A 24825-nucleotide genomic window follows, 5' to 3' on the forward strand; every position below is an offset into this window, starting at 1 on the left:
AACCGAGGTCCACGGATTTGCAATCCGCTGCATAGCCACTCTGCCAAGGCGCCTTAATAACTCCAATCGAATCGCTTATTGCCATCCTCTTGGGTACGGGATGCATTCTACGGATTCGAGCGTTTGAGTCAATATTATTTTTGTATTTTTAATTCGTTTGAATAGATTTTATACGAAACAGGCTAAATAGCTGACTTTGTGTGCAAAGCACTTTGTGGACAGGCTATTCAAAGGAGATCTATATCACATTAGATATCCACTATTGATAATTTAACCTTAGGTTAAAGATCAAAAAAGCGAGCCTCAGCTCGCTTCTTCATCAATGGTGTTTTTCGTCTAACAAATCATCTTTGGCGGCCATCAAGTATTGCGCCATTGACCAGTAAGTAAGAACGGTTGCAACATAGAGTGCAATGTAACCCACCCAAACCATCCAGTCGTCGTATCGCCAGATAAGTACCCAAAGAGCAAACATCTGAGAAACGGTTTTCACTTTACCAACCCAAGATACCGCAACGCTTGCACGTTTGCCGATTTCAGCCATCCATTCACGAAGCGCCGAGATGATAATTTCACGACCAATCATGGTCACAGCAGGAATAGTCACCCAGATCGAGTGATAATGCTCGGTAACTAAGATAAGAGCAGTAGCAACGAGCACCTTATCCGCCACGGGGTCAATAAAGGCACCAAAGCGAGACGTTTGTCCTAGTTTACGAGCCAGCATGCCATCTAGCCAGTCAGTAAAACCCGCTACCCAAAACACCATTGCAGCAGCAAAAGGAGCCCATTCATAAGGTAGGTAAAAAACAACAACGAATACTGGGATTAAAAATAGTCTCAGTAAGGACAAAATGTTAGGTATATTCAAACGCATATTATTAGGCTCTTATCAATTGCGCTTTAATGGTGCGGGATTTTTACTATTGTTTCAATGCTTGATAAATGTTTTCTGCCAAAGAATGACTAATGCCCGGCACTTTGGCTATTTCTTCGACAGTTGCACGCTTAAGTTCTTGTAAGCCACCCATATATTTCAACAAAGATTGACGACGCTTAGGCCCTACCCCTTCAATTCCTTCAAGTGCACTGGTTCTACGCGTTTTACCACGTTTTGCTCTGTGCCCGGCAATAGCATGATTATGGCTTTCGTCACGAATATGTTGGATAAGGTGTAACGCTGGCGCATCACTGGGTAAATTGAACTCTTCGCCTTCAAGAGTCACCAAGGTTTCTAAACCCGGTTTACGCGTAACCCCTTTGGCTATACCCATCATTCTTGGTCGAAATGGCCAATCACCCCAATATTGAGAAATGATCTCATGAGCGCGGTTGAGCTGACCTTTACCGCCGTCGATAAAAATGATGTCTGGGATCTTATCGACATCAAGTTGCTTCGAGTAACGCCTCTCAAGCGCCTGAGCCATTGCCGCGTAATCATCACCACCGGTAATGCCAGTGATGTTGTAACGGCGGTATTCCGGCTTAACAGGGCCTTCCTGATTGAACACCACACAAGACGCTATCGTACTTTCACCCATAGTATGACTGATATCAAAACATTCCATCCGTTTAATCACATCCATCGACAACACTTCTTGAAGCTCTTTAAAGCGCTGGTTGATGGTCATCTTGTGATTAATCTTGGTGGTAATAGCCGCCAATGCATTGGTATTCGAGAGTTTAAGGTAACGACCTCGAGTACCTGAAGGGTTGGTATTGAAGTGAATCTTACGACCCGCCACTTCACACAAGGCTTCTTGAATCGGTGTGATATCTTCCATCAAATCGGCATTGAGAATCAAACGAGTTGGGATGGTTCTAGCTTCATTATGCGCCAAATAATATTGACTTAAAAAGCTCGAAAAGACCTCTTCTCGCACCGTATTGTTGGGAATTTTAGGGAAATGACTTCTACTGCCTAAAACCTTGCCCTGGCGAATCATCAAGATATGAATACACGCTACGCCATTCTCTTGAGCAAAGCCCAACACGTCCATATCTTCCATTGAGTCGTCGGATACATATTGTTGTTCTTGCACGCGTCGAATCGCTTGGATTTGGTCACGGAACGCGGCAGCTTGCTCAAAGCGAAGCTCTCGGCTTGCTGTGTCCATCTTTTCGATGAGCGTCTCAAGCACTAACTTGTCCTTCCCTTGCAAGAACAGACGAACGTAGTCGATAAGTTCACTGTACTCTTCATCAGAGATGATTGAGCTGACACATGGCGCAGCACAACGGCCAATCTGATACATCAAACACGGGCGCGTTCTGTTGGCATAAACCGTATCTTCACACTGGCGAGCAGGAAAGATTTTTTGTAGTAGGTGCAACGTCTCACGCACAGCGCCGGAATCAGGGTAAGGACCAAAGTATTCGCCCTTTTTCTTTTTAGCACCACGATGCATCGACAAACGAGGATGCTTGTGACCGCTAATAAAAATATAAGGGTACGACTTATCATCACGCAAAAGTACGTTGTATTTAGGCAAGTACTGCTTGATGTAGTTATGCTCAAGGATGAGCGCTTCTGTTTCCGTGTGCGTTACAGTGACATCGATCTTGTCAATATTGCTGACTAAAGCGCGTGTTTTTTCACTGTCGACTTTTTTACGGAAATAACTGGAAAGGCGTTTTTTGAGGTTCTTAGCTTTACCGACGTAAATAACAACAGCCTCGGCGTTATACATTCGATAAACGCCGGGCTGCTCTGTTACTGTCTTGAGGAATGAGACTGAGTCAAACAAGTTGGTCACTATACGATCTCAGTGTTAAAGGGTCTCAGTGTCTAACATTCCATGTCTAATCGCTAAATGCGTCAGCTCTACATCGCCACTGATATCCAGCTTACTGAACAAGCGGTAGCGGTAACTGTTGACTGTTTTAGGACTTAGATTGAGTTGTTCTGAAATATCCGTCACTTTCTGACCTTTGGTAATCATCATCATGATTTGAAGTTCACGTTCAGATAAGTCTGCGAATGGATTTTCAGACGCAGGCGAGAATTGGCTCAAAGCCATCTGCTGCGCAATTTCTGGCGAAATGTATCGTTGGCCACTATTAACCACTCGAATTGCATTTACCATTTCATCCGGACCTGCCCCTTTAGTAAGGTAACCAGCAGCTCCAGCTTGCATCACTTTAGTTGGAAACGGATTTTCCGTATGAACAGTTAAAACGATGATTTTAACATCAGGGTTGAAACGCAAGATTTTCTTGGTTGCTTCTAAGCCACCAATACCAGGCATATTCATATCCATCAAAATAACGTCAGTATTGTTAGTACGACACCATTTTGCAGCATCTTCACCGCTTTCAGCTTCCCCTGCTACGTTCATTCCACGGACGTCTTCAATAATACGTCGTATCCCTGTGCGAACCAGCTCGTGATCATCTACAAGGAAAACATTTATCAAACTTGTATCTCCACACTATTAATTGGCTCTGCAACCACTGTGTCATTTCATCTGTTTGAAACAATTGAACAAAGGAACAGTGAATCGCAGCATTGAGTACATCTTAACTTAATTACTAAAAAAAAGCTCTGTTGAATATGTGCTGAAACACGAACTTTAGCAAGTACTTATTAACAAATAAGCCAACTAAAACAACAAGCTTTTTCTAAAAATCAACCAGTTAAAACAACACCCAATAAAATTACACAAGATAAAGATATTTTCAATACCATTGAATAGCCATTCACGACAATTTCACTTATTTGCTTATAGAGTCCCGTTATTTGCCTCTGTTAACTAGAATTTAGTTAGTATTTTTGCTGCCTGTTATGCGCTGAGGGTCGCTAGGTGGTAGTATTCGATTCCCAATTTCAATAGGTTACTACATTGGATATTCAGCAAGGCTTTGTACTCACAAGACAAGCAAGAGACTTTTCAGGGCGCACACAAATCGACTTGTGGTTAAGCACCCCTCAAGGCCCTACTCTACTGACAATTCAAAATGAAAAGCCTGTCTTTTTTGTTGCTCAATCTGATATCGAAACGTGCCAATCTATTGCCGATAAAGAGGCCATAGATTGTCAGTTTAAGCCTTTAGAGTTGGCGACATTTGACCAAACCCCTTTAGCCGCTTGTTACACTTCCTTATCGAGAAGCAGCTTCGGGTTAGCTCAAGCCTTTAACGGTGAAGAAATCCAAACCTTTGAAAGCGATATTCGACTCGCCGATCGATTCTTAATGGAACGCTTTATTAAAGGCAGTATCGAATTCACAGGGACTATCACCCCAAAAAGACAGCATCGCAGAGTATCGAACGCAAAATGTCGAGCTGGCGATTACTTGCCAAACTTGTCTGTGGTTTCGCTTGATATTGAGTGTTCGGAAAAAGGTGTGCTTTATTCCATCGGCCTAGACAGTCCAATGGATAGCCGAGTGATAATGATTGGCGATCTACAAGAAGCCGACACCAATATCCAATGGGTTACCAACGAGAAAGCGCTGCTTGAAGCTATGATTGCGTGGTTCTCCGAGTTTGACCCGGACATCATCATCGGTTGGAATGTCATTGATTTCGACTTTAGGCTGCTGCACAAGCGTTCGGAATGGAACGAAGTGAAACTCAGTATCGGTAGAGACAATCAAGCAAGCTTTTTCCGTAGTTCTGCACAAAACCAGCAGGGCTTCATTACCATTCCTGGTCGCGTGGTTTTAGATGGCATCGACATGCTCAAGACAGCGACCTACCATTTCCGTTCTTGGTCTCTTGAGTCCGTCTCACAAGAGTTGCTGGGCGAAGGCAAAGACATTCATAATGTTCATGACCGCATGGATGAAATCAATCGAATGTTTAAGTTCGATAAACCTTCGCTTGCCAAGTACAACCTTCAAGACTGTGTGCTCGTAAACCGAATCTTCGAACACACTCACCTACTCGATTTTGCTATTGAACGTTCTCGCTTAACTGGTGTTGAACTTGATCGCGTTGGCGGCTCTGTCGCGGCTTTTACTAACTTATACATGCCTCAGATACACCGAGCGGGTTATGTCGCGCCGAACTTAGAACCCGAGAACTGGATCGCTAGCCCCGGTGGCTATGTGATGGATTCGATTCCCAACCTTTATGACTCGGTTTTGGTACTCGACTTTAAAAGCCTGTACCCATCGATAATTCGATCTTTCTTGATTGATCCTATGGGGTTAATTGAAGGGCTAAAGTTAGAGTTAGGCTCTGAAGAAGACCAAGCAGTGGCTGGGTTTCGTGGCGGTCAATTCCACCGTTCTAAGCACTTTCTACCAGAGATGATCGAAAACCTCTGGGCAGCGCGTGATGTCGCAAAGAAAAACAACGAGAAAGCTTTTTCTCAAGCGATTAAGATCATCATGAACTCTTTCTATGGCGTGCTGGGTTCTTCTGGTTGTCGTTTCTTTGATACTCGCTTAGCATCCTCTATCACCATGCGTGGGCATGAGATCATGAAGCAAACCAAGGTTCTGATAGAAGATAAAGGGTATCAAGTAATTTACGGAGATACCGATTCAACTTTCGTGTCTCTTAATGGCAGTTTTGAGCAAGAACAAGCAGACGAGATTGGTCACTCCCTTGTGGCTTACATCAACGACTGGTGGACGAATCACCTGAAAGAGGTCTACAACCTCACCTCGATACTTGAATTGGAATACGAGACCCATTACCGCAAGTTTCTAATGCCGACCATTCGAGGCTCTGAGACAGGATCGAAGAAACGTTATGCAGGTCTAATCAATCAAGGTGACCAAGAGAAGATCATTTTTAAAGGCCTTGAAAGTGCACGAACCGATTGGACGCCCCTTGCACAACAGTTCCAACAAACCTTGTATGAGATGGTCTTTCACGACCAAGATCCAAGTGATTATGTTAGACAGTTTGTCGATGAAACATCCGCGGGCAAACACGATGACCTACTGGTTTATCAGAAGCGCTTGCGCCGTAAGTTGCATGAATACCAGAAGAACATTCCGCCACAGGTTCGCGCTGCTAGATTAGCCGATGAAATCAATGCTCAGATCGGTCGCCCGCTTCAATACCAAAACAAAGGGCGTATTGAATATTTGATTACGCTGAGTGGCCCTGAGCCCAAGGAGTATTTGAAGAGTGGCATCGATTATCAACATTATATCGACAAGCAGATTAAACCGGTCGCAGAAGCTATTTTGCCGTTTATAGGACTGGATTTTGAAAGAGTTAGCGGGCAGCAGCTAGGTCTGTTCTAGATTGAATCCTCTTTTCGAAGCGACATGAGACTCGAGATACCTATTAAAACTCGAGCCAGACATAAAAACGAAAAAAGCAGAGGAGTACTTAACTCGCTCTGCTTTTTAGTATTCATAGGGAGGTTACGAATCTCTATCCGATTCGAAACTCAGTTTTCTGATACTGCTTAACCAGCCATTCACCAAAGCCATCAAGAATCCCTATCACCGAACGTTTGGGAATCGCTCGTCCAGACAGCAGAATACCCAATCTTTGAATCTCAACTTCTTTCTCTGGATGATATCTCAAGAACTGTTGACCGCACTCCATAGGTGCATCGAACCAGTTCTTGTCTCGGTACATAACCAAAGAGTAACTGGCTCGCAGAAGCTTCTTGGCAATAATCACTTGCGCGGCGACTTGCTGCTCTGGCGTTGTTGCTCGGGCAATCTTATTACGATAAACCGCTAACCAATTTTCCGCGTCCATATTCCAGTGCTTGGCAATTTCCCAACTCGTTTCGAAATCGCCATAGCAGTCTGATAAATCTTCACCATGCACACACACAGCTAAATGCTTAAGCATGAAGCCCCACGTAAAGATGTTGTCGAAATCAACTATCTCGCTCACCAAGGTAGTTTTGATCGCCACTTGTGTGACCTGAGGGAAGCTCTTTTGGAAGCGCCATTTAATGGTATTCAGCAGCGTGGTTCGTTGGTCTGGGAAAGAACGATGAGTAACCACAACCACATCTAGATTCGAGCGACCGACAACGGCTTGCTTGCGTGCCACACTGCCATAAACATAGACACTGTGTAGATTAGAACCTAACCCACCTTTTAGAAAGGTAATCAGATCGTTAACCACAGGTTGAAATTCAGGTTGAAATGGCTGTGTTGGGTCAATAACAGGTAGCTGCATAGGTCGTTTCGGTAAATAAAATAATGATTTAACTGTCTCTCTATGATCGCTTAGGTGACTTTATGATTCAAGCTATTCCTATTTATAGCGTCTACGAGATATAATCAACGGATAGACCCAATAAGGACAAACACAAAATGCCTAGAGCAAGTGAGATTAAAAAAGGTTTTGCGATCAATGTTGATGGCAAAACAGTACTAGTTAAAGATATCGAAGTAACAACACCAGGTGGCCGTGGCGGTCAAAAGATTTACCGCTTCCGTGGTCACGATGTAGCAACTGGCGTTAAAACAGAAGTTCGTCACAAGGCTGACGAAATCGTTGAAACGATCGACGTAACTAAGCGTGCGGTGATGTTCTCTTACGTTGATGGCAACGAGTACATCTTCATGGATAACGAAGATTACACACAATTCATCTTCAACGGTGAAATGATCGAAGACGAACTGCTGTTCATCAACGAAGATACGCAAGGTATGTACGCGATTCTTATCGACGGTACTGCGGCGACTCTTGAGCTACCAACTTCAGTTGAGCTAGTAATCGAAGAGACAGACCCTTCAATCAAAGGTGCTTCTGCTTCTGCTCGTACTAAGCCAGCTCGTCTGTCTACAGGCCTTACTGTTCAAGTTCCTGAGTACATTGCAACTGGCGACAAAGTTGTTGTGAACACAGCTGAACGCAAATACATGAACCGCGCAAGCTAAGATACTGATTATGACCGAAGCTAACGACCTAATGTCTTACGACGACGCAATTGACACTGCATACGACATCTTTCTAGAGATGGCTGCTGATAATCTTGAACCTGCAGACGTGATCTTATTCACGGCTCAGTTTGAAGATCGTGGCGCTGCAGAACTTGTTGAAACTGGTGACGATTGGGTTGAACATGTTGGCTTTGAAGTCGACAAAGAGATCTACGCTGAAGTACGCATTGGTCTTGTAAATGAAGCTGATGATGTCTTAGATGACGTATTCGCTCGTCTACTGATCAGCCGTGACCCTGAACACAAGTTCTGTCACATGTTGTGGAAACGCGACTAGGCTCTTCTTAAACCAGCTCAGAGTACTGAGCTGGTTTTCTTACGACTTCATAGCCTCATCACTTTACCAAACTGCAACTCTACAAAATTATGACCAAAGCAAAGACAGATACCCTATCCAAAGGCTATGCCTGTGTTGGATTAGTAAATCCCAAAACCCCTGAAAATGTTGGCTCAGTAATGCGAGCAGCTGGTTGCTATAGAGCAAACTCTGTATTTTATACTGGCACCCGTTATGACCACGCTCGACAGTTTCATACCGACACCAAAGAAAAGCACCTTGAGTTGCCATTAATTGGTGTTGAAGATCTTAAAGATATTATTCCTGTTGGCTGCGTGCCCATCGCGGTTGATTTGATAGAAGGCGCCAAGCCTCTGCCTGATTATAAGCACCCACCTCGTGCTTTTTATATCTTCGGCCCTGAAGATGGGACTCTGAAAAAAGAGATCACAGACTTCTGTCGTGAAACCATCTACGTTCCGACTAATGGCTGCATGAACCTTGCTGCCGCGGTCAATGTTATTTTGTATGACCGCATGGCGAAGGGTGACAACTTCTCGAATCATTTGAAAGTGACCTAATATCAATCGTAGCGAGTCAGCCGAGCTGGCTAAGCACTTCTACCTGATCAAGCACTTCCACATGATTTGAACTGCGCCATATTCAAGACATAAAAAAACCTGCTAAATTAGCAGGTTTTTTTGTATTCGAAACGTTGGATTAAGCTATAGAATCCACGAAATTACTTACGTGATCTCGGCTTAGCCGGTTTAGCCGGGCGTCCGTTGTTCAGTTTAGGCTTTTTGGTAGACTGAGGTTTACCATTGGTCGCTGGAGCACTACGACCTGAATCAGGTGTTGTAGTACCGCGAGTTGCAGGCTTCTTACGCTTAGTCTGGTTGCTACGGCCTTTAGGAGCATTTGCGCGCTCTTCGTGACGCTTAACAGCACGACGAATTTTCTGGCTGCGAGAACGCTCACGCTTACGAGAAGTGTTTGCAGGATCAAGATCCAACAGTGTCTCTTTTTCTGGCTGAAGTTCAACAAGCTCACGCAAGTAGTTTACTTCTTGAAGATCTAGCTCTTTCCAACCGCCACGAGGCAGTTTCTTATCAAGGTAGATATCACCGTAACGTACACGTTTCAGACGGCTTACTGTTGTTTCTTGTGATTCCCAAAGACGACGAACCTCACGGTTACGACCTTCGTTAATTGCTACGTAGAAAGTATGGTTCATACCTTCACCGCCAGCGTAAACCACATCTTCGAAACGAGCCATACCATCTTCAAGTTGAACGCCACGAGTCACGTTCTTAACTTTTTGCTCGGTTACTTCACCAAATACACGTACTAGGTACTCACGCTCAACCTGACGGCTTGGGTGCATTAGGCGGTTTGCTAGTTCACCATCGGTTGTGAACAACAGTAGGCCAGATGTGTTTGCATCAAGACGACCAACTGAAATCCAACGAGAACCACGGATCTTAGGTAGACGATCGAAAACAGTACGGCGACCTTCAGGATCGTGACGAGTACAAAGCTCACCTTCAGGTTTGTAGTAAGCAAGTACACGACAAACCACTTCTTCAGAGGCTTTGCCTGTAATAGTGTGGCCATCGATACGGATCACTGAGTTCTCGTCTTCAAGACGCTCACCCAATTTCGCAACTTGACCGTTAACACTTACACGACCAGATTTAATTAAACCTTCTAGTTCACGACGAGAACCGTGACCAGCTCGCGCTAAAACCTTCTGTAATTTTTCGCTCATTTACTCTTTTCTACCTAATTGTCGTCTTCACAGACGTCGAATGAATTTTTCGCGACCAAATCGCGGTCGCGTATTATCGCAAATAACCTGCCAAAAAGCACTTGTTATTTACTCTGGCAGGTTTGCTGTTTCGTTACAGACTGTTAATCAGTAACGCTATTATTCAAACGGCGCTGGATCGCCGGCACCACGACGTAAAACAACGGCGTCATCGTCACTGAAGTCAATAACCGTAGTCGGTTGCTCACCTAAGTAGCCGCCATTCAAAATGACATCAACCGCATGCTCTAGGCTGTCGCGAATTTCTTCAGGATCCGATTCGGTTGTCTCGTTACCCGGAAGAATCAGAGACGTCGACATCAATGGCTCGCCCATTGCTTCTAGAAGGTCTAGGGCAATTTTGTTATCCGGTACACGAATACCGATCGTTTTACGCTTAGCGTTCATCAAACGCTTTGGCACTTCTTTTGTTGCTTTGAAAATAAACGTGTAAGCACCTGGCGTGTGCGCCTTAAGCAAACGGAAAGCAACGTTATCAACTCGTGCATACAGTGACAATTCAGAAAGATCACGGCATAACAAAGTGAAATTGTGCTTATCATCGATTCGACGAATTTTACAGATGCGTTCGAGTGCTTGTTTATTCTCAAGCTGACAACCCAGTGCATAACCTGAATCTGTTGGATAAACCACAACGCCGCCATTGCGGATAATCGCAACCGCTTGAGTAATTAAGCGCGCTTGTGGGTTATCTGGGTGTACATAAAAAAACTGGCTCATTGTTGATCCTCGTTATCGAATCTCTCGACTCTATCATCAAAAGGAGCTGGCTCACCTAAAGACTATTCAGATGGTGAAACCGTTTGAAACTCCCAATCTTTCCATACTTCTTCGACCCCAGAAGGTAGCCAGAGATTACGTCCAAGTTCCATCCATGGGGATGGGTAATGGAAGTCGCTGCCTTGGGAGGCTAATAGTTTGTATTGTATAGCATAATCCGCAAGTGTGCGTCTTTCTTGTTGCGCTTGCTGAGGTTGAGCCACTTCCATAGCGTCACCATTTGCTTCAACAAATGCAGCGAGAAGGCGTTTAACCCACTTGGCGGTAAGGCCATATCGCGCAGGGTGAGCTAATACCGCTTGACCACCAGCCGCATGAATAGCCGTGACAGCATCACTCATTGAGCACCATGTTGGCGGCACATAACCTGGGTTATTGCGAGTCAGAAACTTTTTAAATACCTGCTGCATGGTTTTTGCGTAGCCATTGTCGACTAACCATTTCGCAAAGTGTGCTCGAGTAATTGGTGCATCACCTGCAATCAACTTAACCTCTTCTAACACACCTTCACGGGTCGCTTTCTCAAGACGTTGAGCAATCATCTCTGCACGTCCGACACGGTGTTGCTTCTGTTGTTCAATTAACGCTTTCAATTCTGGTGATTCAGGATCGACGTTTAACCCAACAATATGGATATCTTTGTTTTGCCAAACGGTTGAGATCTCGATGCCGTTAATCAACTGAATAGGAAGATTGTTATCAGCAATATAGCTGCGTGCTTCTGCAAGCCCATCAGTCGTATCATGATCTGTAATCGCTAACGCTTCGATGTTAAAGCCTAGCGCTCGGTCAATCAGTTCAGGTGGAGTAAGTCGGCCATCTGAGGCTGTTGTATGACTATGTAGATCAATTCTCATATATTCTTTTTCATTGTTTTCAATTTTTATCGTTATATTTGTGTCAACGCACTTGACCTTCAAGCGCAAAACTAGTTAACTAGTACACAAATACGAAGTGTCACATTTGATAGGTTCACTATGTTACAAGAATTTAACCAAAACCATAAAGATAAAGTTTTAGAACTTTCTTCAGTAGAAACAAGTTCAGAGCTTAATTGGTGGCGCACTTGGACAAGTTCTTGGTGGGCCAACGTGTACTTCTAATTAAACAGTTTGTTTATAAAAAAGTTATCACTAAGCCCGCTTTCATAGCGGGCTTTTTAATTTGTCGAACATCTCACATTCAACTGACTAACAAATCAACGAATTAACCATATTCTAGATTGGGTGAAAGGTATCTTTATGCGACTATGTACGGCAGGAAATTTAAAGAATCATAAAGGAGGTCTTGTGAACAAGGCCATTGAAATCAAAAAGCTGGGAACCATTGAGGTCATCAATTCTTCCGTTCCTTACTCGCAAGATCCAACCAGTGTTTTTCATACTCTGTGTGAAAACAAAACAGACAGTCTGTTGTTGGAATCTGCTGAGATTGAATCTAAACAGAACCTGACAAGCCTACTCCTTATCGACTCTGCTGTTCGCATCGTATGTCGCGGACATGAAGTAACCTTTCAAGCGTTGACTCAAAATGGTCAAGCGCTTATCGAACACTTATCTCAAAACGTTAAAACAGAGATAAAATCTGACCTTACGGATAACGTTTTGACGCTGACTTTTGTTGAGCCAAGCAACGAATTAGACGAAGATTCACGTTTAAGAGAAGCGTCTTCATTCGATGCACTGCGTTTGGTTCAACACAGCTTTGAGCAAGACGCGGATAACAAACACGCGTTATTCATGGCTGGCCTATTCGCTTACGACATCGTGGCGAACTTTGAACCGCTAGGCGATGCTGAAGCAACCAACAACTGCCCTGACTTTGTTTTCTACGTTGCCGAGACTCTATTACGTTTCGACCACCAAGAAAACGAAGGCCTACTTCACGCGAGCTTGTTTGCTCAAGATGAAAGCATCAAAGCGCAATTAACAGAGCGCCTAGCCGACATTCAAACACAGTGTCAGTCATTGAAAGCCATCACAGAAGTTACACCACTCGACAACGTTGACGCTGTACCAAGCGTTTCAGATGAAGACTTCTACCAAACGGTTCGTGATTTAAAAGAATACGTCGTTAAAGGCGATGTATTCCAAGTGGTACCTTCACGTCGCTTTACGCTACCTTGCCCTGCTCCACTGGCGGCTTACAAAGAACTCAAGCAAAGTAATCCAAGCCCTTACATGTTCTACATGCAAGACGAGCTGTTTACTCTGTTTGGTGCTTCTCCAGAAAGTGCACTGAAGTACGAAACTGAAACCAACCAAATCGAAATTTACCCAATTGCTGGTACTCGTCGTCGTGGTAAGCGCCCGAATGGTCAAATTGATTTCGACCTAGATAGCCGCATTGAACTTGAACTGCGTACCGACAAGAAAGAAAACGCTGAACACATGATGCTGGTCGACCTAGCACGTAACGATGTAGCACGTATCGCAGAAGCTGGCACTCGCCACGTAGCAGACTTGCTGAAAGTTGATCGCTACAGCCATGTAATGCACTTGGTTTCTCGTGTTGTTGGTCAGCTCCGTGAAGACTTAGATGCCCTACACGCTTACCAAGCTTGTATGAACATGGGTACGCTAACGGGTGCACCAAAAATCCGCGCAATGCAGCTTATCCGTGACGTAGAAAAAACGCGTCGTGGTAGCTACGGTGGTGCAGTCGGTTACCTAACTGGTGAAGGCACTTTAGATACTTGTATCGTAATTCGTTCTGCTTACGTTGAAGATGGCGTAGCACAAGTACAAGCGGGCGCGGGCGTGGTGTTCGACTCTGACCCACAAGCAGAAGCAGATGAAACTCGCGGCAAAGCTCAAGCGGTTATCTCTGCGATTCAAGCAGCTCATACTAAAAACCAAACAACTAAGAAGGAGTCGTAATCATGGCTGATATTGTATTCATCGATAACTTCGACTCGTTCACTTACAACCTTGTAGACCAGTTCCGTTCATTAGGTCACAGCGTGAAAATTTACCGTAACAACATTCCTGCAAAGGTAGTTGAAGCGGCGATCAATGAACTAGACAACCCTGTTGCATTGCTCTCGCCAGGCCCAGGCGCTCCGGCTGATGCGGGCTGCATGCCTGAGCTGATTCAGCTACTAAAAGGCAAAGTGCCAATGATTGGTATTTGCTTAGGCCACCAAGCGATTGTTGAAGCCTACGGTGGCACCGTTGCAGGCGCTGGCGAAATCATTCATGGTAAGGTGTCGATGATGGAGCACCAAAATCATGCGACTTACCAAGGCTTACCTTCGCCGCTGGCTATCGCTCGCTACCACTCTTTAGTAGCAACGCATGTATCAGATAGCTTAACAGTGACAGCTGAAGTCGATGATTTGGTGATGTCTGTCGTTCAAGAACAAGACAAGGTTTGTGGATTCCAATTCCACCCTGAATCAATTATGACGACCTACGGTGCAACGCTTCTAGCAAACGCTATCGAATGGGCTCTTGAGAAACCTATTCATTTAGAGAAAAGCTCTCCCCTTGAGAAGACAGGAAAATAGGACGAAATCATGGAACAGATTAATAAACTTTACGAACAGCAGTCTCTTACTCAAGAAGAAAGCCAACAATTGTTTGATGTGATCATCAAGGGTGAGCTAGACCCAATCTTGATGGCTTCGGCTCTGACTGCATTAAAAATCAAAGGCGAAACGCCTGATGAAATCGCTGGCGCGGCGAAAGCACTGCTTGCCAATGCAAACCCGTTCCCACGTCCTGATTACGATTTTGCAGACATTGTAGGTACCGGTGGCGACGGTCACAACACCATTAACATCTCGACGACTTCTGCTTTTGTTGCCGCAGCGTGTGGCTTAAAAGTCGCGAAGCACGGTAACCGCAGTGTATCGAGCAAATCAGGCTCTTCTGACCTACTGGATTCGTTTGGCATCAACCTAGCGATGACCGCGGAAGACACTCGTACGGCTGTCGATGAGCTTGGCGTAGCATTCCTATTTGCTCCGCAATACCACGGTGGCGTGCGTCACGCGATGCCTGTTCGTCAAACTATGAAAACACGTACTATCTTCAACATCCTTGGCCCACTGATTAACCCTGCTCGCCCTAACATCGAGCTAATGGGTGTTTACAGCAAAGAGCTAGTACGCCCTATCGCGGAAACCATGCTGCAAATGGGCATGAAGCGTGCTGCCGTTGTGCACGGTAGCGGCCTTGATGAAGTGGCTATTCATGGCGAAACCATCGTTGCCGAAATCAAAGACGGCGCAATTCACGAATACACAGTGACACCGGCAGACTTTGGTTTGAACACTCACCCTCTTGAAGCAATCAAGGGCGGCGAGCCAGAAGAAAACAAAGCCATCACAACCGATATCCTAACGGGTAAAGGCACTGAAGCCCAAGTTGGCGCAGTAGCCGTGAACGTTGCTCTATTGATGCGTCTATTTGGTCACGAAGATCTAAAAGCCAACGCACAGCAAGCGATTGACGCAATGAACTCTGGCAAAGCGTACGAGCTTGTACAAAAACTTGCTGCACACGCCTAACGAACGACGAGACAAAGAACATGACACAGACTACCGATAAATTGTCGACCCACGTTTCAGTCAAAGAAGCTGAAATGGCGGAAGTACTAGCAAAAATCGTTCGTGATAAATACCAATGGGTTGAAGCGCGTAAGCAGACTCAACCACTGGACGAGTTTAAAGCATCGTTAACCGCAACAGACCGCAGCTTTTATGATGCATTGAGCGGCGAACAAACGGTTTTCATCACTGAATGTAAAAAGGCATCACCGTCAAAAGGTTTGATCCGTGACGAGTTTGATTTGGACTACATTGCATCGGTGTACAACAACCACGCCAACGCGATTTCAGTGCTGACAGACGAGAAATACTTCCAAGGTGACTTCGAGTTTTTACCTAAGGTTCGCTGCATTGCTAAGCAACCTGTCCTGTGTAAAGACTTCATGGTTGATACCTACCAGGTTTACTTAGCTCGTCACTACTCTGCTGATGCTATCTTGTTGATGCTATCGGTATTAGATGACGAAGAGTACCAAGCACTGGCGGAAGTTGCTCACTCGCTCAACATGGGTGTACTAACCGAAGTCAGTAACGAAGAAGAGCTTCACCGCGCAGTCGCTTTAAAAGCAAAAGTGATCGGTATTAATAACCGTAACCTGCGTGACCTTTCGACGGATTTGAACCGTACTAAAGAGTTGGCTCCGCTGGTTCGCGAACTGGCTCCAAACGCAGTCGTGATTTCAGAGTCTGGCATCTACACACATCAACAAGTTCGAGACCTTTCAACGTTTGCAGATGGTTTCTTAATCGGCAGCTCTCTGATGGCTGAAAAGAACCTAGAGCTTGCAGTGCGTAAAGTAACACTCGGTGAAAACAAGGTGTGTGGTTTAACTCACTCTGACGATGCCGCGAAGGCTTATCAAGCTGGTGCGGTATTCGGTGGTTTGATTTTCGTTGAAGCGTCTAAGCGTCATGTGGATATCGAAGCGGCTCGTTTAACTATGAGTGGCGCACCGCTGAACTACGTGGGTGTGTTCCAAAACCACAGCGAAGCAGACGTTACGAAAACGGTATCTGAGCTAGGCCTATTCGCTGTGCAACTGCACGGTGATGAGTCTCAAGCATTTGTCGATGAGTTAAAACAATCACTACCTGAAAGCGTTGAGATTTGGAAAGCTTACGGTGTGGCTTCTGGTGGTGAAAACGGTGCTAAAAGCGCGCTACCAGAATTACTGAAAAGCAACGTAACTCGTCACCTGCTAGATACTAAAGTAGGTTCTCAAACGGGTGGTACTGGCCAAGCGTTCGATTGGAGCCTAATCAACAACCAAAGCGCAATTATGTTAGCGGGTGGCCTAAACCCAGAAAATGCTAACCAAGCGGCTAAGTTGGGTTGTTTAGGATTAGACCTAAACTCTGGCGTTGAATCCGCTCCAGGTAAAAAAGACGCAGACAAACTGCAACGCGCTTTTGCAGCGATTCGTAATTACTAGTCCAAGCTCGGCTCTAGGAATTAGAAAGCAGAAACTAAAAACATATTTGTGAGCTTTGCTTTAGCGAAGCTCAAACAAGATTAAATGACTTGGTGTGAAGACACATCAATAGAATTGAAGGAATAACACAATGGCTAAACTCGATGCCTACTTCGGTGAATACGGTGGTCAATACGTACCGCAGATCCTAGTGCCAGCACTAGACCAACTAGAACAAGCATTTATCGATGCACAAGCCGATCCTGAGTTCCGCAGTGAATTCATGACGCTTCTGCAAGAGTACGCAGGTCGTCCAACGGCACTAACGCTAACGCGTAACCTGACTAAAGGTACAAAAACTAAACTGTACCTTAAGCGTGAAGATCTACTTCACGGCGGTGCTCACAAGACAAACCAAGTACTTGGTCAAGCGCTGCTAGCGAAACGTATGGGTAAGCAAGAAATCATCGCTGAAACAGGCGCAGGCCAACACGGTGTTGCCACTGCTCTAGCATGTGCTCTACTAGGCCTTAAGTGTCGTGTTTACATGGGTGCAAAAGACGTTGAACGTCAAAGCCCGAACGTGTTCCGTATGAAGCTAATGGGCGCAGAGGTTATCCCTGTTCATTCTGGCTCTTCAACGCTAAAAGACGCATGTAATGAAGCACTACGTGACTGGTCTGCAACTTATGAAGACGCGCACTACCTATTGGGTACTGCAGCAGGCCCTCACCCATTCCCAACGATTGTTCGTGATTTCCAACGCATGATTGGTGAAGAAACGAAAAACCAAATTCTAGCTCGTGAAGGTCGCCTTCCTGATGCCGTTATCGCTTGTGTAGGTGGTGGTTCTAACGCTATCGGCATGTTCGCTGATTTCATTGAAGAAGAGTCTGTTCGCCTAATCGGTGTAGAGCCTGCTGGTAAAGGTATTGATACCGACCAACACGGCGCACCACTTAAACACGGTAAAACAGGTATTTTCTTCGGTATGAAAGCCCCACTGATGCAAGATGAGAACGGCCAAGTAGAAGAGTCTTACTCTGTTTCTGCGGGTCTAGATTTCCCATCAGTTGGCCCTCAACACGCGCACCTAAATGCGATTGGTCGTGCTGAATACGACAACGTGACCGATGACGAAGCGCTAGAAGCGTTCCAATTGATTGCACGTAAAGAAGGTATTATCGCAGCGCTAGAGTCATCTCATGCTTTGGCTCATGCAGTTAAAATGGCTCACGACGACCCTGAGAAAGAACAGCTATTAGTCGTTAACTTATCTGGTCGCGGTGACAAAGACATTTTCTCTGTACACGACATTCTTAAAGAGAAAGGAGCATTATAATGGATCGCTATCAATCACTCTTCACTCGCTTAGCTGAAAAGAATCAGGGCGCATTTGTACCATTCGTAACGGTTGGCGATCCTAACCCTGAGCAATCACTTAAGATCATGGAAACCTTGGTTGAAGCGGGTGCAGATGCACTTGAGCTTGGTATTCCATTCTCAGATCCGCTTGCAGATGGCCCGACAATCCAAGGTGCGAACATTCGTGCTTTAGATTCTAAAGTAACGCCAGATGTGTGTTTTGATCTTATTGGTCAAATTCGCGCTAAATACCCAGAGCTGCCAATCGGCCTACTGATGTACGCGAACTTGGTTTACGCACGTGGTATCGAGAACTTCTACGAACGCTGCGCAAAAGCAGGTATCGATTCAGTATTGATTGCTGATGTACCAACCAATGAAAGCGGCGAGTTTGTTGCTGCAGCGAAGAAGTTTGGAGTTCACCCAATCTTTATTGCTCCGCCAACAGCAAGCGATGAAACACTTCAATCAGTTTCTGAGCTAGGTGGCGGTTACACATACCTGCTTTCTCGCTCAGGCGTAACGGGTGCAGAAACAAAAGCAAACATGCCTGTGACTGCCCTACTTGATCGTTTGAACAAGTTTGATGCGCCACCAGCACTGCTTGGTTTCGGTATCTCTGCTCCTGAACAAGTGAAAGAAGCGATTGTAGCTGGCGCTGCAGGTGCTATCTCTGGCTCAGCGGTTGTGAAAATCATTGAAAACAACGTTGAACAACCAGAAGCAATGCTTAAAGCTCTTGCTGAGTTTGTTACGCCAATGAAAGCGGCTACGCAGAAATAATCGACGGTCACTAAATAGAACCTATGATTCAAAATATTAAAAGGCTCCACAACTGTGGAGCCTTTTTTATAACTCGTCATTCACGCTAACTACTCCTCAGCTTTCATCGCTTTCTTAATCGCTGCCTCATTGAGCGTCGCTTTGATCGGATCGGTTATCTTCTCCACTAGATCGATGGGCATTGGGAAGATGATGGTGGAGGTTCTTTCGTTAGCCACCTCGGTTAACGTTTGCATATATCGCAATTGAATAGCGTTGGGCGCTTGATTCAGCACTTCGGCCGCTTCACGTAATTTAGTCGATGCTTCTAACTCACCCGTCGCATGTATCACCTTGGCTCGACGAGAACGTTCCGCCTCTGCTTGTTTAGCAAGAGCACGCACCATACTGTCATCCAGATCAACATGCTTGATCTCGACATTGGCAATCTTGATCCCCCAGTTATCGGTGTGTTGATCCAGTATCGCTTGTAAGTCTCTATTAAGCTCTTCTCGCTCAGACAACAGCTCGTCCAACTCATGTTGCCCAAGCACCGAACGCAGCGTTGTTTGTGAAAGTTGGCTGGTCGCTTCAAGGTAATTCTCAACGTTGTTGATCGCCATCTTCGGATCCAGCACTCGGAAGTACACCACGGCATTCACCTTAACCGACACGTTATCGCGTGTGATCAAATCTTGTGTTGGAACATCCAACACGATAGTTCGTAGATCCACTCGCACAATTTGTTGGATAAAAGGAATGATGATAATCAAGCCCGGCCCTTTCACACCGTAAAAGCGCCCGAGGAAAAACACCACTGCACGCTCGTACTCGCGCAGCACTCTGAACATGCTGGCTATTAACAAGATAACGAGCACAATGACAATACCTATAGTGTGTATAAACATAACCGCCCCCTAATGGTAACGATGGCTAAGCAATTAATAATTCAATAACGTTTGTACTAGCATTCCACGCTAACAGTCCGCGCTAGCTAGGTTTCGATGATGTCTCATCGGGCAGCGCCTCCACATCCAACAACAACCCAGTCAGTTTGGTCACTCTAATAAGCTGTCCCGCTTGTAATTCACTCGCGCATTTGGCTTGCCAGATCTCACCTTCAACCAATACTCGACCCGCACCGGGGAAGCCGCTTACCACTTTGCCAGTGTCGCCGACAACCGCTTCCATCCCCGTAGTCACCGGCTTGTTTCTCACTCGGACTAGCATTGATATTGTTACGACGATAAAGGCAACAGAGAACAAACTGATCCCAATGATTAGTGGCAATGCGATTTGATAACCTGGCACTTCGGTATCCATCAACATGATCGAGCCGAGCGTAAACGCAGCGACGCCACCCAAACCGAAAATACCGAAGCTCGGGCTAAAGGCCTCTGCGACCATTAAGGCAATTCCAAGCAGAATCAACGCAAGGCCTGCGTAACTCACCGGCAGCATTTGTAAAGAATACATAGCTAATAACAGACAGATACCGCCCAATACACCCGGTAGCCCGACTCCAGGGTTATAGAATTCGAGTAACAAACCGTAGATACCAATCAGCATCAAAATATATGCAACGTTCGGGTTCGTGATCACCGAAAGCAAACTAAAGCGCCAGTCTTGTTCTCGCTCGACAAAAGCAACATCACTCAGTTGGACTTCCTGACTGACACCGTTGATGGTGATGGTGCGTCCGTTGCTCAGTTCAACCAATTGCTGAAGATCGCTGGCAATAAAATCAATCACGTTAAGAGTCAGTGCATTCTCAGAATCCAAGCTGGCTGCCTCTCTTACCGCTTTTTCTGCCCATTCTTCGTTACGTTTGTGCAGCTTAGCCAAACTGACGATGTAGGCAGCTGCATCATTAATGACTTTCTTTTCCATCGCAGTGGTGGCTTTTACTTGGTCTGAGTTCCCTTGTTTGGTTGCGTCTTGCTCACTCGCAGAAGTGTTGTCGTCTTTATTGGTGTCGTCTTGAGGAGATAACGGATTAGTCGGCGCTTTGCCACCGCCAAGAGACACAGGAGTTGCTGCACCTAGATTAGTTCCAGGTGCCATGGAAGCAACGTGGCTGGCAAGTAAAATATAGGTACCGGCGCTCGCTGCTCGTGAACCCGCAGGCCCAACCCAAGTAGCGACTGGAATCGGTGAGGTGGTGATGGATCGAATAATGTCACGCATCGACGAATCTAACCCGCCGGGCGTGTTCATTTTCAAAATAATGAGCTTTGCTTGCTCATCGTGAGCTTGTTCTATTTCTCTAGTGAGGTAATCACTGGTCGCCGGACCTATCCCTCCGTTCACCTCAATCACCCAGACATCATCGGCCTGAGCAAACACTGAGCTGAACAACAGAAGAAACGCAAACAAGTACTTTAATATAAAAGTCATAGCCCCTCTCCTTACAACTGAGATGCTAGATAGACGTTTTATTTAAAGCGCAGAGGTAACATCTTGGTAATAAATAGATACCTTAAGCATAGTTCAGGCTAAATTTCACACAACACGTACCTGTGGATTTACCCCAACATAAACGTTCAAAAAACACTCGCAAATGAAATCAAAATGTTAATGGGACGTTTTCAACACCAACGCTTGCAAATCATTCACAAAATCTCCAGTCAAAAAGCTTTTATAAATTCAACAAATAACATCGCTATAAAAAACCAAGGCAAACGATTGCATTTTTGTGCAAAATCAACAAATGACATTAGACCACCTGTTTTTCAGAGACTTTCACCTCTGCTCATATTGATAAATGTAAAGGATACGTGTAAAACTCGTCGCGAAATATTAATCCAATGGTACATCGTACATTGGTGAGTAGTTCTGGGATTTTTATATTTAGTAGCACAGAGGTTATGGAAGTGTTAAAAGAAAAGAGTTTACTAAGCAACATCGGCATTCAAGTCGTTATTGCAATGATCATCGGTACTGTAGTCGGTGCGATGATGGGTGACAGCGCAACAATGTTCGCTCCACTGGGTGCTATCTTCATCAATTTGATCAAGATGCTGGTTATTCCTCTAGTCGCGGTTGCCCTAATTTCAGGTGCTGCAGGTCTAGGTAATAGCTCATCGGCTGGTAAAGTCGGTGTAACAACACTGGGTTACTTTGCACTAACGTCAGCACTTGCTGTAGCACTAGCGCTTGTAATGGGTGAAGTGTTCGAACCCGGTCGTGGTATCGATGTTTCTGGCGTTGAAGGTATGTTCTCTTCAGAATACGCTGCGAAAGGCGAACTTCCAACGTTCTGGGCAACCATCACTGGCATGATCCCTACCAACGTTTTCCAATCACTGAATGAAGCAAACATTCTGCAAATTCTCGTTTTCTGCTTATTCTTTGGTATTGCGATTTCTAAACAAGCAAAAGAGAAACGTGACCCTATCATCAACGGTGTAAATGCTATCGTTGACGCTATGGTATGGATGATCAACAAAGTTATGATCATTGCACCACTTGGCGTATTCGGCCTAATGGCTGAAGCAGTAGGTACGTTTGGCTTTGGCGCGCTTATGGTCGTGTTCAAGCTGTTCATTGTTTACATCGCTGCGATTCTTATCTTCGGCTTTGTTGCTTACCCACTGATGATTCAAATCTTCACTAAGACTTCAGCTAAGAAGTTCCTAGTGGCAATGAAGAAGCCTCAAGCGGTTGCACTATCAACAGCATCTTCAATGGCGACACTACCAGTAACAATGGAAACGGTAGAGAAAGAACTTGGCGTTCGCAACTCTACGGCTTCATTCGTTCTGCCACTTGGTGCGACGATCAACATGTCTGGTAATGCAATTTACTACGGCCTAGTTGCTATCTTCTTCGCACAGCTGTTCAACATCGACCTTTCTATGGGCGCTTACGTTGCTATCATCGTAACGTCTACGCTAGGCGCAGTTGGTCAAGCGGGTGTTCCAGGTCCTTCTTTCCTAGTGGTTGCGGTTCTTCTAGCAGCTGGTATCCCTATCGAAGGTCTACCTCTATTATTCGCTCTAGACCGTATCTTCGACATGATTCGTACTGCTCTGAACATCACTGGTGATGCAGCATGTGCGGTAATCGTTGATTCTCTAATCAAAGACGAAGTGAAAGAAGCTGAGCTAGAGAAACAACAAGCTTAAACTTCTTCGAAACCTAAAGCCCAAAAAGCCACTCATTGAGTGGCTTTTTTACTTTCAAACGTTGATATTTGTTAACTCCAAATTAAGCGTCTTAAGAAACGTTAAATTTAAATCTCAGGACTTTCAAACTTGAATCGAGGTCAATATCGACAAACTCAGGTGGGTTATCTAGACGCTCGATAAACTCAACATTTGGCGCTTCTTCTACCATCGTCTCAATCAAGAAGTTTGGTGAGACTGCTGGTGAGTTAACACAAGCAATCACTTCACCACCTTCGGTTAGAAGCTCAGGCAAACGACGTAAGATCTTTTTGTAGTCTTTAGTCAGTGCAAAGCTGCCTTTTTGGAACGAAGGCGGATCGATAATAACCAGCTCGTATGGGCCACCCTTCTTGATTTTTCCCCACGACTTAAAGATGTCGTAGCCAAGGAAGTTCACCGATCGCATGTCATGCTCATTCAAGCGGTGGTTATCACGGCCTTTATTCAGTGATCCGCGAGACATGTCTACGTTCATACATTGTCGAGCGCCACCCGCAATCGCCGCCACAGAGAAGCCACAAGTGTATGCGAACAGGTTAAGAACGTTCTTATCCTTGGCATTATCTTGTACCCACTGACGACCATTACGCATGTCTAGGAACAGACCGAAGTTCTGATTGCGGCCAATGTCTAGTTGGTACTTAAGCCCATGTTCAACCACGACTGGTGAGTCGTTCAATTGACCCCACAACACTTCAGAGGGCGCGCCATCAGCATAACGGTGTTGCAGCACAATGCTTGTGCCCTGTTTTACTTGCCAGATATCTTTGTTAGTGAGGTCGACCAATCCAGTCTTTAGAGATGATAAGAACGCTTGGTCCACTTCTTTAAACACGTTAACCAATAACTGTCCATCAACCCAATCACAAGTGAGTTGATCTAGGCCGGGCCAAAACTTGCCACGCCCGTGAAAAATACGACGTAGTTCATTCGGCACTTCATTCAATTGCTGTTCAATATGACTAAAAAACAGAGGTAAAGCTGATGCTTCCATTATTTCACTCACTTAGTGTTTAGCTTTGGCCACGTTAATGACCAAGGTTCAAGCCAACTGTCTAAACCATTAGACACGATCTCTTGATGCCATTTCTCACCCAAAGAGTCGAGGTTTCTTGGATCGCAGACATATTCGTAGGCTTGTGATTGATAGGTAAATCGAATCGCGAAGGCATGCAGATAGCCTCTGTCAGCCTCGTTCGATGGATTGTAAATAGGATCACCAACAATAGCCGAGCCAATGGACTTCATCGCGACACGGATCTGATGAGTTCGCCCCGTATAGGGTTTACATAAAAGTAGACGCTCACCGGGTTCAGCCGTTGCAGATAAAAATTGGGTAATCGCTGGGTTTTCTTTGGTTGTCAGCAGCTTCCAGCTTGAGCGTCGTGAACGCTCCATATCTCCTGAGATCAGCCCCTGCTTTTTCTTCGGCTTCTTGGAGCCTATCGCAAGGTAGTACTTCTCTACTTCACGCTTTGCAAACAACTGTGAAAGTTCACTCGCTGCCGGGGCATCTTTTGCCAGCAGTAGAATTCCTGACGTCATTTTATCGAGACGATGGACTAAATATAGCTTCGGCTCATTGACTGCCTTAGCAACTTCTTGCAATAACATCGTATCACCATCGTCTTTATGGACGCTGACGCCTGGATGTTTGTTTATAAGTAAAAAATCAGAGTGATTCAGAAGAATGTCGAACATGTATAGGCTAGCTCCATTGTAGAACGTGGAGTATACCGTGTCTGAATCCAGATTCCAGCTACGAAAAAGCCCAACGAGTTCAATAAACATTGAATCGTT

At 45.3% G+C, this 24825-nt stretch carries 23 protein-coding genes and 1 other annotated feature; of the genes, 12 read left to right on the forward strand and 11 right to left on the reverse strand.

Annotated features, from left to right (window positions below; genetic code table 11):
• Positions 1-319 precede the first annotated feature (319 nt).
• From pgsA to uvrY, 3 genes are read right to left on the reverse strand one after another with little or no spacing between them, the layout of a single operon-like run.
• Positions 320-877 carry a CDP-diacylglycerol--glycerol-3-phosphate 3-phosphatidyltransferase gene (gene pgsA / locus AB6D07_RS00005; RefSeq protein ID WP_012604331.1) on the reverse strand — a complete coding sequence of 186 codons (558 nt, stop codon included), beginning with the start codon at positions 875-877 and terminating at the stop codon, positions 320-322.
• Positions 878-923: 46 nt separating this feature from the next.
• Positions 924-2756, reverse strand: a complete 1833-nt coding sequence (uvrC, locus tag AB6D07_RS00010; protein ID WP_029223126.1) for an excinuclease ABC subunit UvrC — start codon at positions 2754-2756, stop codon at positions 924-926.
• A 15-nt stretch (positions 2757-2771) separates the two neighbouring features.
• Complete coding sequence (gene uvrY / locus AB6D07_RS00015; RefSeq protein WP_004729778.1) at positions 2772-3416, reverse strand: UvrY/SirA/GacA family response regulator transcription factor; 645 nt, start codon at positions 3414-3416, stop codon at positions 2772-2774.
• Between the two features lie 426 nt (positions 3417-3842).
• On the opposite strand from uvrY, the gene AB6D07_RS00020 reads away from it, so the two are divergent.
• The gene (locus tag AB6D07_RS00020) at positions 3843-6206 is read left to right on the forward strand and encodes a DNA polymerase II (RefSeq protein ID WP_017104063.1); all 2364 of its coding nucleotides are present in this window, start codon (positions 3843-3845) and stop codon (positions 6204-6206) included.
• 133 nt (positions 6207-6339) lie between these two features.
• On the opposite strand, the gene AB6D07_RS00025 is transcribed toward AB6D07_RS00020, so the two are convergent.
• Complete coding sequence (locus AB6D07_RS00025; protein ID WP_017104064.1) at positions 6340-7107, reverse strand: elongation factor P; 768 nt, start codon at positions 7105-7107, stop codon at positions 6340-6342.
• Positions 7108-7244: 137 nt separating this feature from the next.
• Here AB6D07_RS00025 and yeiP point away from each other — a divergent pair, with 137 nt between their 5' ends.
• From yeiP to AB6D07_RS00040, 3 genes are all read left to right on the forward strand, one after another.
• Positions 7245-7814 (forward strand): elongation factor P-like protein YeiP, encoded by a 570-nt coding sequence (gene yeiP, locus AB6D07_RS00030; RefSeq protein WP_009848748.1) that lies wholly within the window; start codon positions 7245-7247, stop codon positions 7812-7814.
• Positions 7815-7824: 10 nt separating this feature from the next.
• Complete coding sequence (locus AB6D07_RS00035) at positions 7825-8154, forward strand: HI1450 family dsDNA-mimic protein (RefSeq protein WP_012604336.1); 330 nt, start codon at positions 7825-7827, stop codon at positions 8152-8154.
• Positions 8155-8243: 89 nt separating this feature from the next.
• A complete protein-coding gene (locus tag AB6D07_RS00040; protein ID WP_017104065.1) occupies positions 8244-8735 on the forward strand; it encodes an RNA methyltransferase in 492 nt (163 codons plus the stop codon).
• 161 nt (positions 8736-8896) lie between these two features.
• On the opposite strand, the gene rluB is transcribed toward AB6D07_RS00040, so the two are convergent.
• From rluB to rnm, 3 genes are all read right to left on the reverse strand, one after another.
• On the reverse strand, positions 8897-9925 hold the full coding sequence (gene rluB, locus AB6D07_RS00045) for a 23S rRNA pseudouridine(2605) synthase RluB (protein ID WP_017104066.1): 1029 nt from the start codon (positions 9923-9925) through the stop codon (positions 8897-8899).
• 159 nt (positions 9926-10084) lie between these two features.
• Positions 10085-10705: an L-threonylcarbamoyladenylate synthase gene (locus tag AB6D07_RS00050; protein WP_009848751.1), complete on the reverse strand. Its 621-nt coding sequence runs from the start codon at positions 10703-10705 to the stop codon at positions 10085-10087.
• Positions 10706-10767: 62 nt separating this feature from the next.
• A complete protein-coding gene (rnm, locus tag AB6D07_RS00055; protein ID WP_009848752.1) occupies positions 10768-11622 on the reverse strand; it encodes an RNase RNM in 855 nt (284 codons plus the stop codon).
• Positions 11623-11742: 120 nt separating this feature from the next.
• Here rnm and AB6D07_RS00060 point away from each other — a divergent pair, with 120 nt between their 5' ends.
• The 7 genes from AB6D07_RS00060 (at position 11743) to trpA (ending at position 18877) form a co-directional block, all read left to right on the forward strand.
• Positions 11743-11868 (forward strand): trp operon leader peptide, encoded by a 126-nt coding sequence (locus tag AB6D07_RS00060; RefSeq protein WP_017104068.1) that lies wholly within the window; start codon positions 11743-11745, stop codon positions 11866-11868.
• Positions 11815-11929: a sequence feature (Trp leader region), on the forward strand. Its footprint overlaps the gene before it by 54 nt.
• A 125-nt stretch (positions 11930-12054) precedes the next feature.
• A complete protein-coding gene (locus tag AB6D07_RS00065; protein WP_029223127.1) occupies positions 12055-13644 on the forward strand; it encodes an anthranilate synthase component 1 in 1590 nt (529 codons plus the stop codon).
• Positions 13645-13646: 2 nt separating this feature from the next.
• Positions 13647-14273, forward strand: a complete 627-nt coding sequence (locus tag AB6D07_RS00070) for an aminodeoxychorismate/anthranilate synthase component II (protein ID WP_017104070.1) — start codon at positions 13647-13649, stop codon at positions 14271-14273.
• A gap of 9 nt (positions 14274-14282) precedes the next feature.
• The gene (trpD, locus tag AB6D07_RS00075; RefSeq protein ID WP_012604340.1) at positions 14283-15278 is read left to right on the forward strand and encodes an anthranilate phosphoribosyltransferase; all 996 of its coding nucleotides are present in this window, start codon (positions 14283-14285) and stop codon (positions 15276-15278) included.
• A 20-nt stretch (positions 15279-15298) separates the two neighbouring features.
• The gene (gene trpCF / locus AB6D07_RS00080) at positions 15299-16750 is read left to right on the forward strand and encodes a bifunctional indole-3-glycerol-phosphate synthase TrpC/phosphoribosylanthranilate isomerase TrpF (RefSeq protein ID WP_017104071.1); all 1452 of its coding nucleotides are present in this window, start codon (positions 15299-15301) and stop codon (positions 16748-16750) included.
• A gap of 130 nt (positions 16751-16880) precedes the next feature.
• A complete protein-coding gene (gene trpB, locus AB6D07_RS00085) occupies positions 16881-18071 on the forward strand; it encodes a tryptophan synthase subunit beta (protein ID WP_009848758.1) in 1191 nt (396 codons plus the stop codon).
• Positions 18071-18877 carry a tryptophan synthase subunit alpha gene (gene trpA, locus AB6D07_RS00090; protein ID WP_017080965.1) on the forward strand — a complete coding sequence of 269 codons (807 nt, stop codon included), beginning with the start codon at positions 18071-18073 and terminating at the stop codon, positions 18875-18877. The genes trpB and trpA overlap by 1 nt, the downstream gene beginning before the upstream one ends.
• 89 nt (positions 18878-18966) lie before the next feature.
• Here the strand turns inward: trpA and AB6D07_RS00095 are convergent, their stop codons facing one another.
• Together AB6D07_RS00095 and AB6D07_RS00100 are read right to left on the reverse strand one after the other, a co-directional pair.
• Positions 18967-19764: a slipin family protein gene (locus AB6D07_RS00095; protein ID WP_017104072.1), complete on the reverse strand. Its 798-nt coding sequence runs from the start codon at positions 19762-19764 to the stop codon at positions 18967-18969.
• Positions 19765-19846: 82 nt separating this feature from the next.
• A complete protein-coding gene (locus AB6D07_RS00100) occupies positions 19847-21253 on the reverse strand; it encodes a nodulation protein NfeD (protein ID WP_017104073.1) in 1407 nt (468 codons plus the stop codon).
• Positions 21254-21663: 410 nt separating this feature from the next.
• Here AB6D07_RS00100 and AB6D07_RS00105 point away from each other — a divergent pair, with 410 nt between their 5' ends.
• A complete protein-coding gene (locus AB6D07_RS00105; RefSeq protein ID WP_017104074.1) occupies positions 21664-22983 on the forward strand; it encodes a cation:dicarboxylate symporter family transporter in 1320 nt (439 codons plus the stop codon).
• A gap of 91 nt (positions 22984-23074) precedes the next feature.
• Here the strand turns inward: AB6D07_RS00105 and AB6D07_RS00110 are convergent, their stop codons facing one another.
• On the reverse strand, positions 23075-24019 hold the full coding sequence (locus AB6D07_RS00110) for a class I SAM-dependent methyltransferase (protein ID WP_032500848.1): 945 nt from the start codon (positions 24017-24019) through the stop codon (positions 23075-23077).
• A gap of 8 nt (positions 24020-24027) precedes the next feature.
• Positions 24028-24726 carry a TIGR01621 family pseudouridine synthase gene (locus tag AB6D07_RS00115; RefSeq protein ID WP_029223129.1) on the reverse strand — a complete coding sequence of 233 codons (699 nt, stop codon included), beginning with the start codon at positions 24724-24726 and terminating at the stop codon, positions 24028-24030.
• Positions 24727-24825 lie beyond the last annotated feature (99 nt).

This window comes from Vibrio sp. 10N.239.312.C11 (assembly GCF_041466065.1).
Taxonomy (GTDB): domain Bacteria; phylum Pseudomonadota; class Gammaproteobacteria; order Enterobacterales; family Vibrionaceae; genus Vibrio; species Vibrio tasmaniensis_A.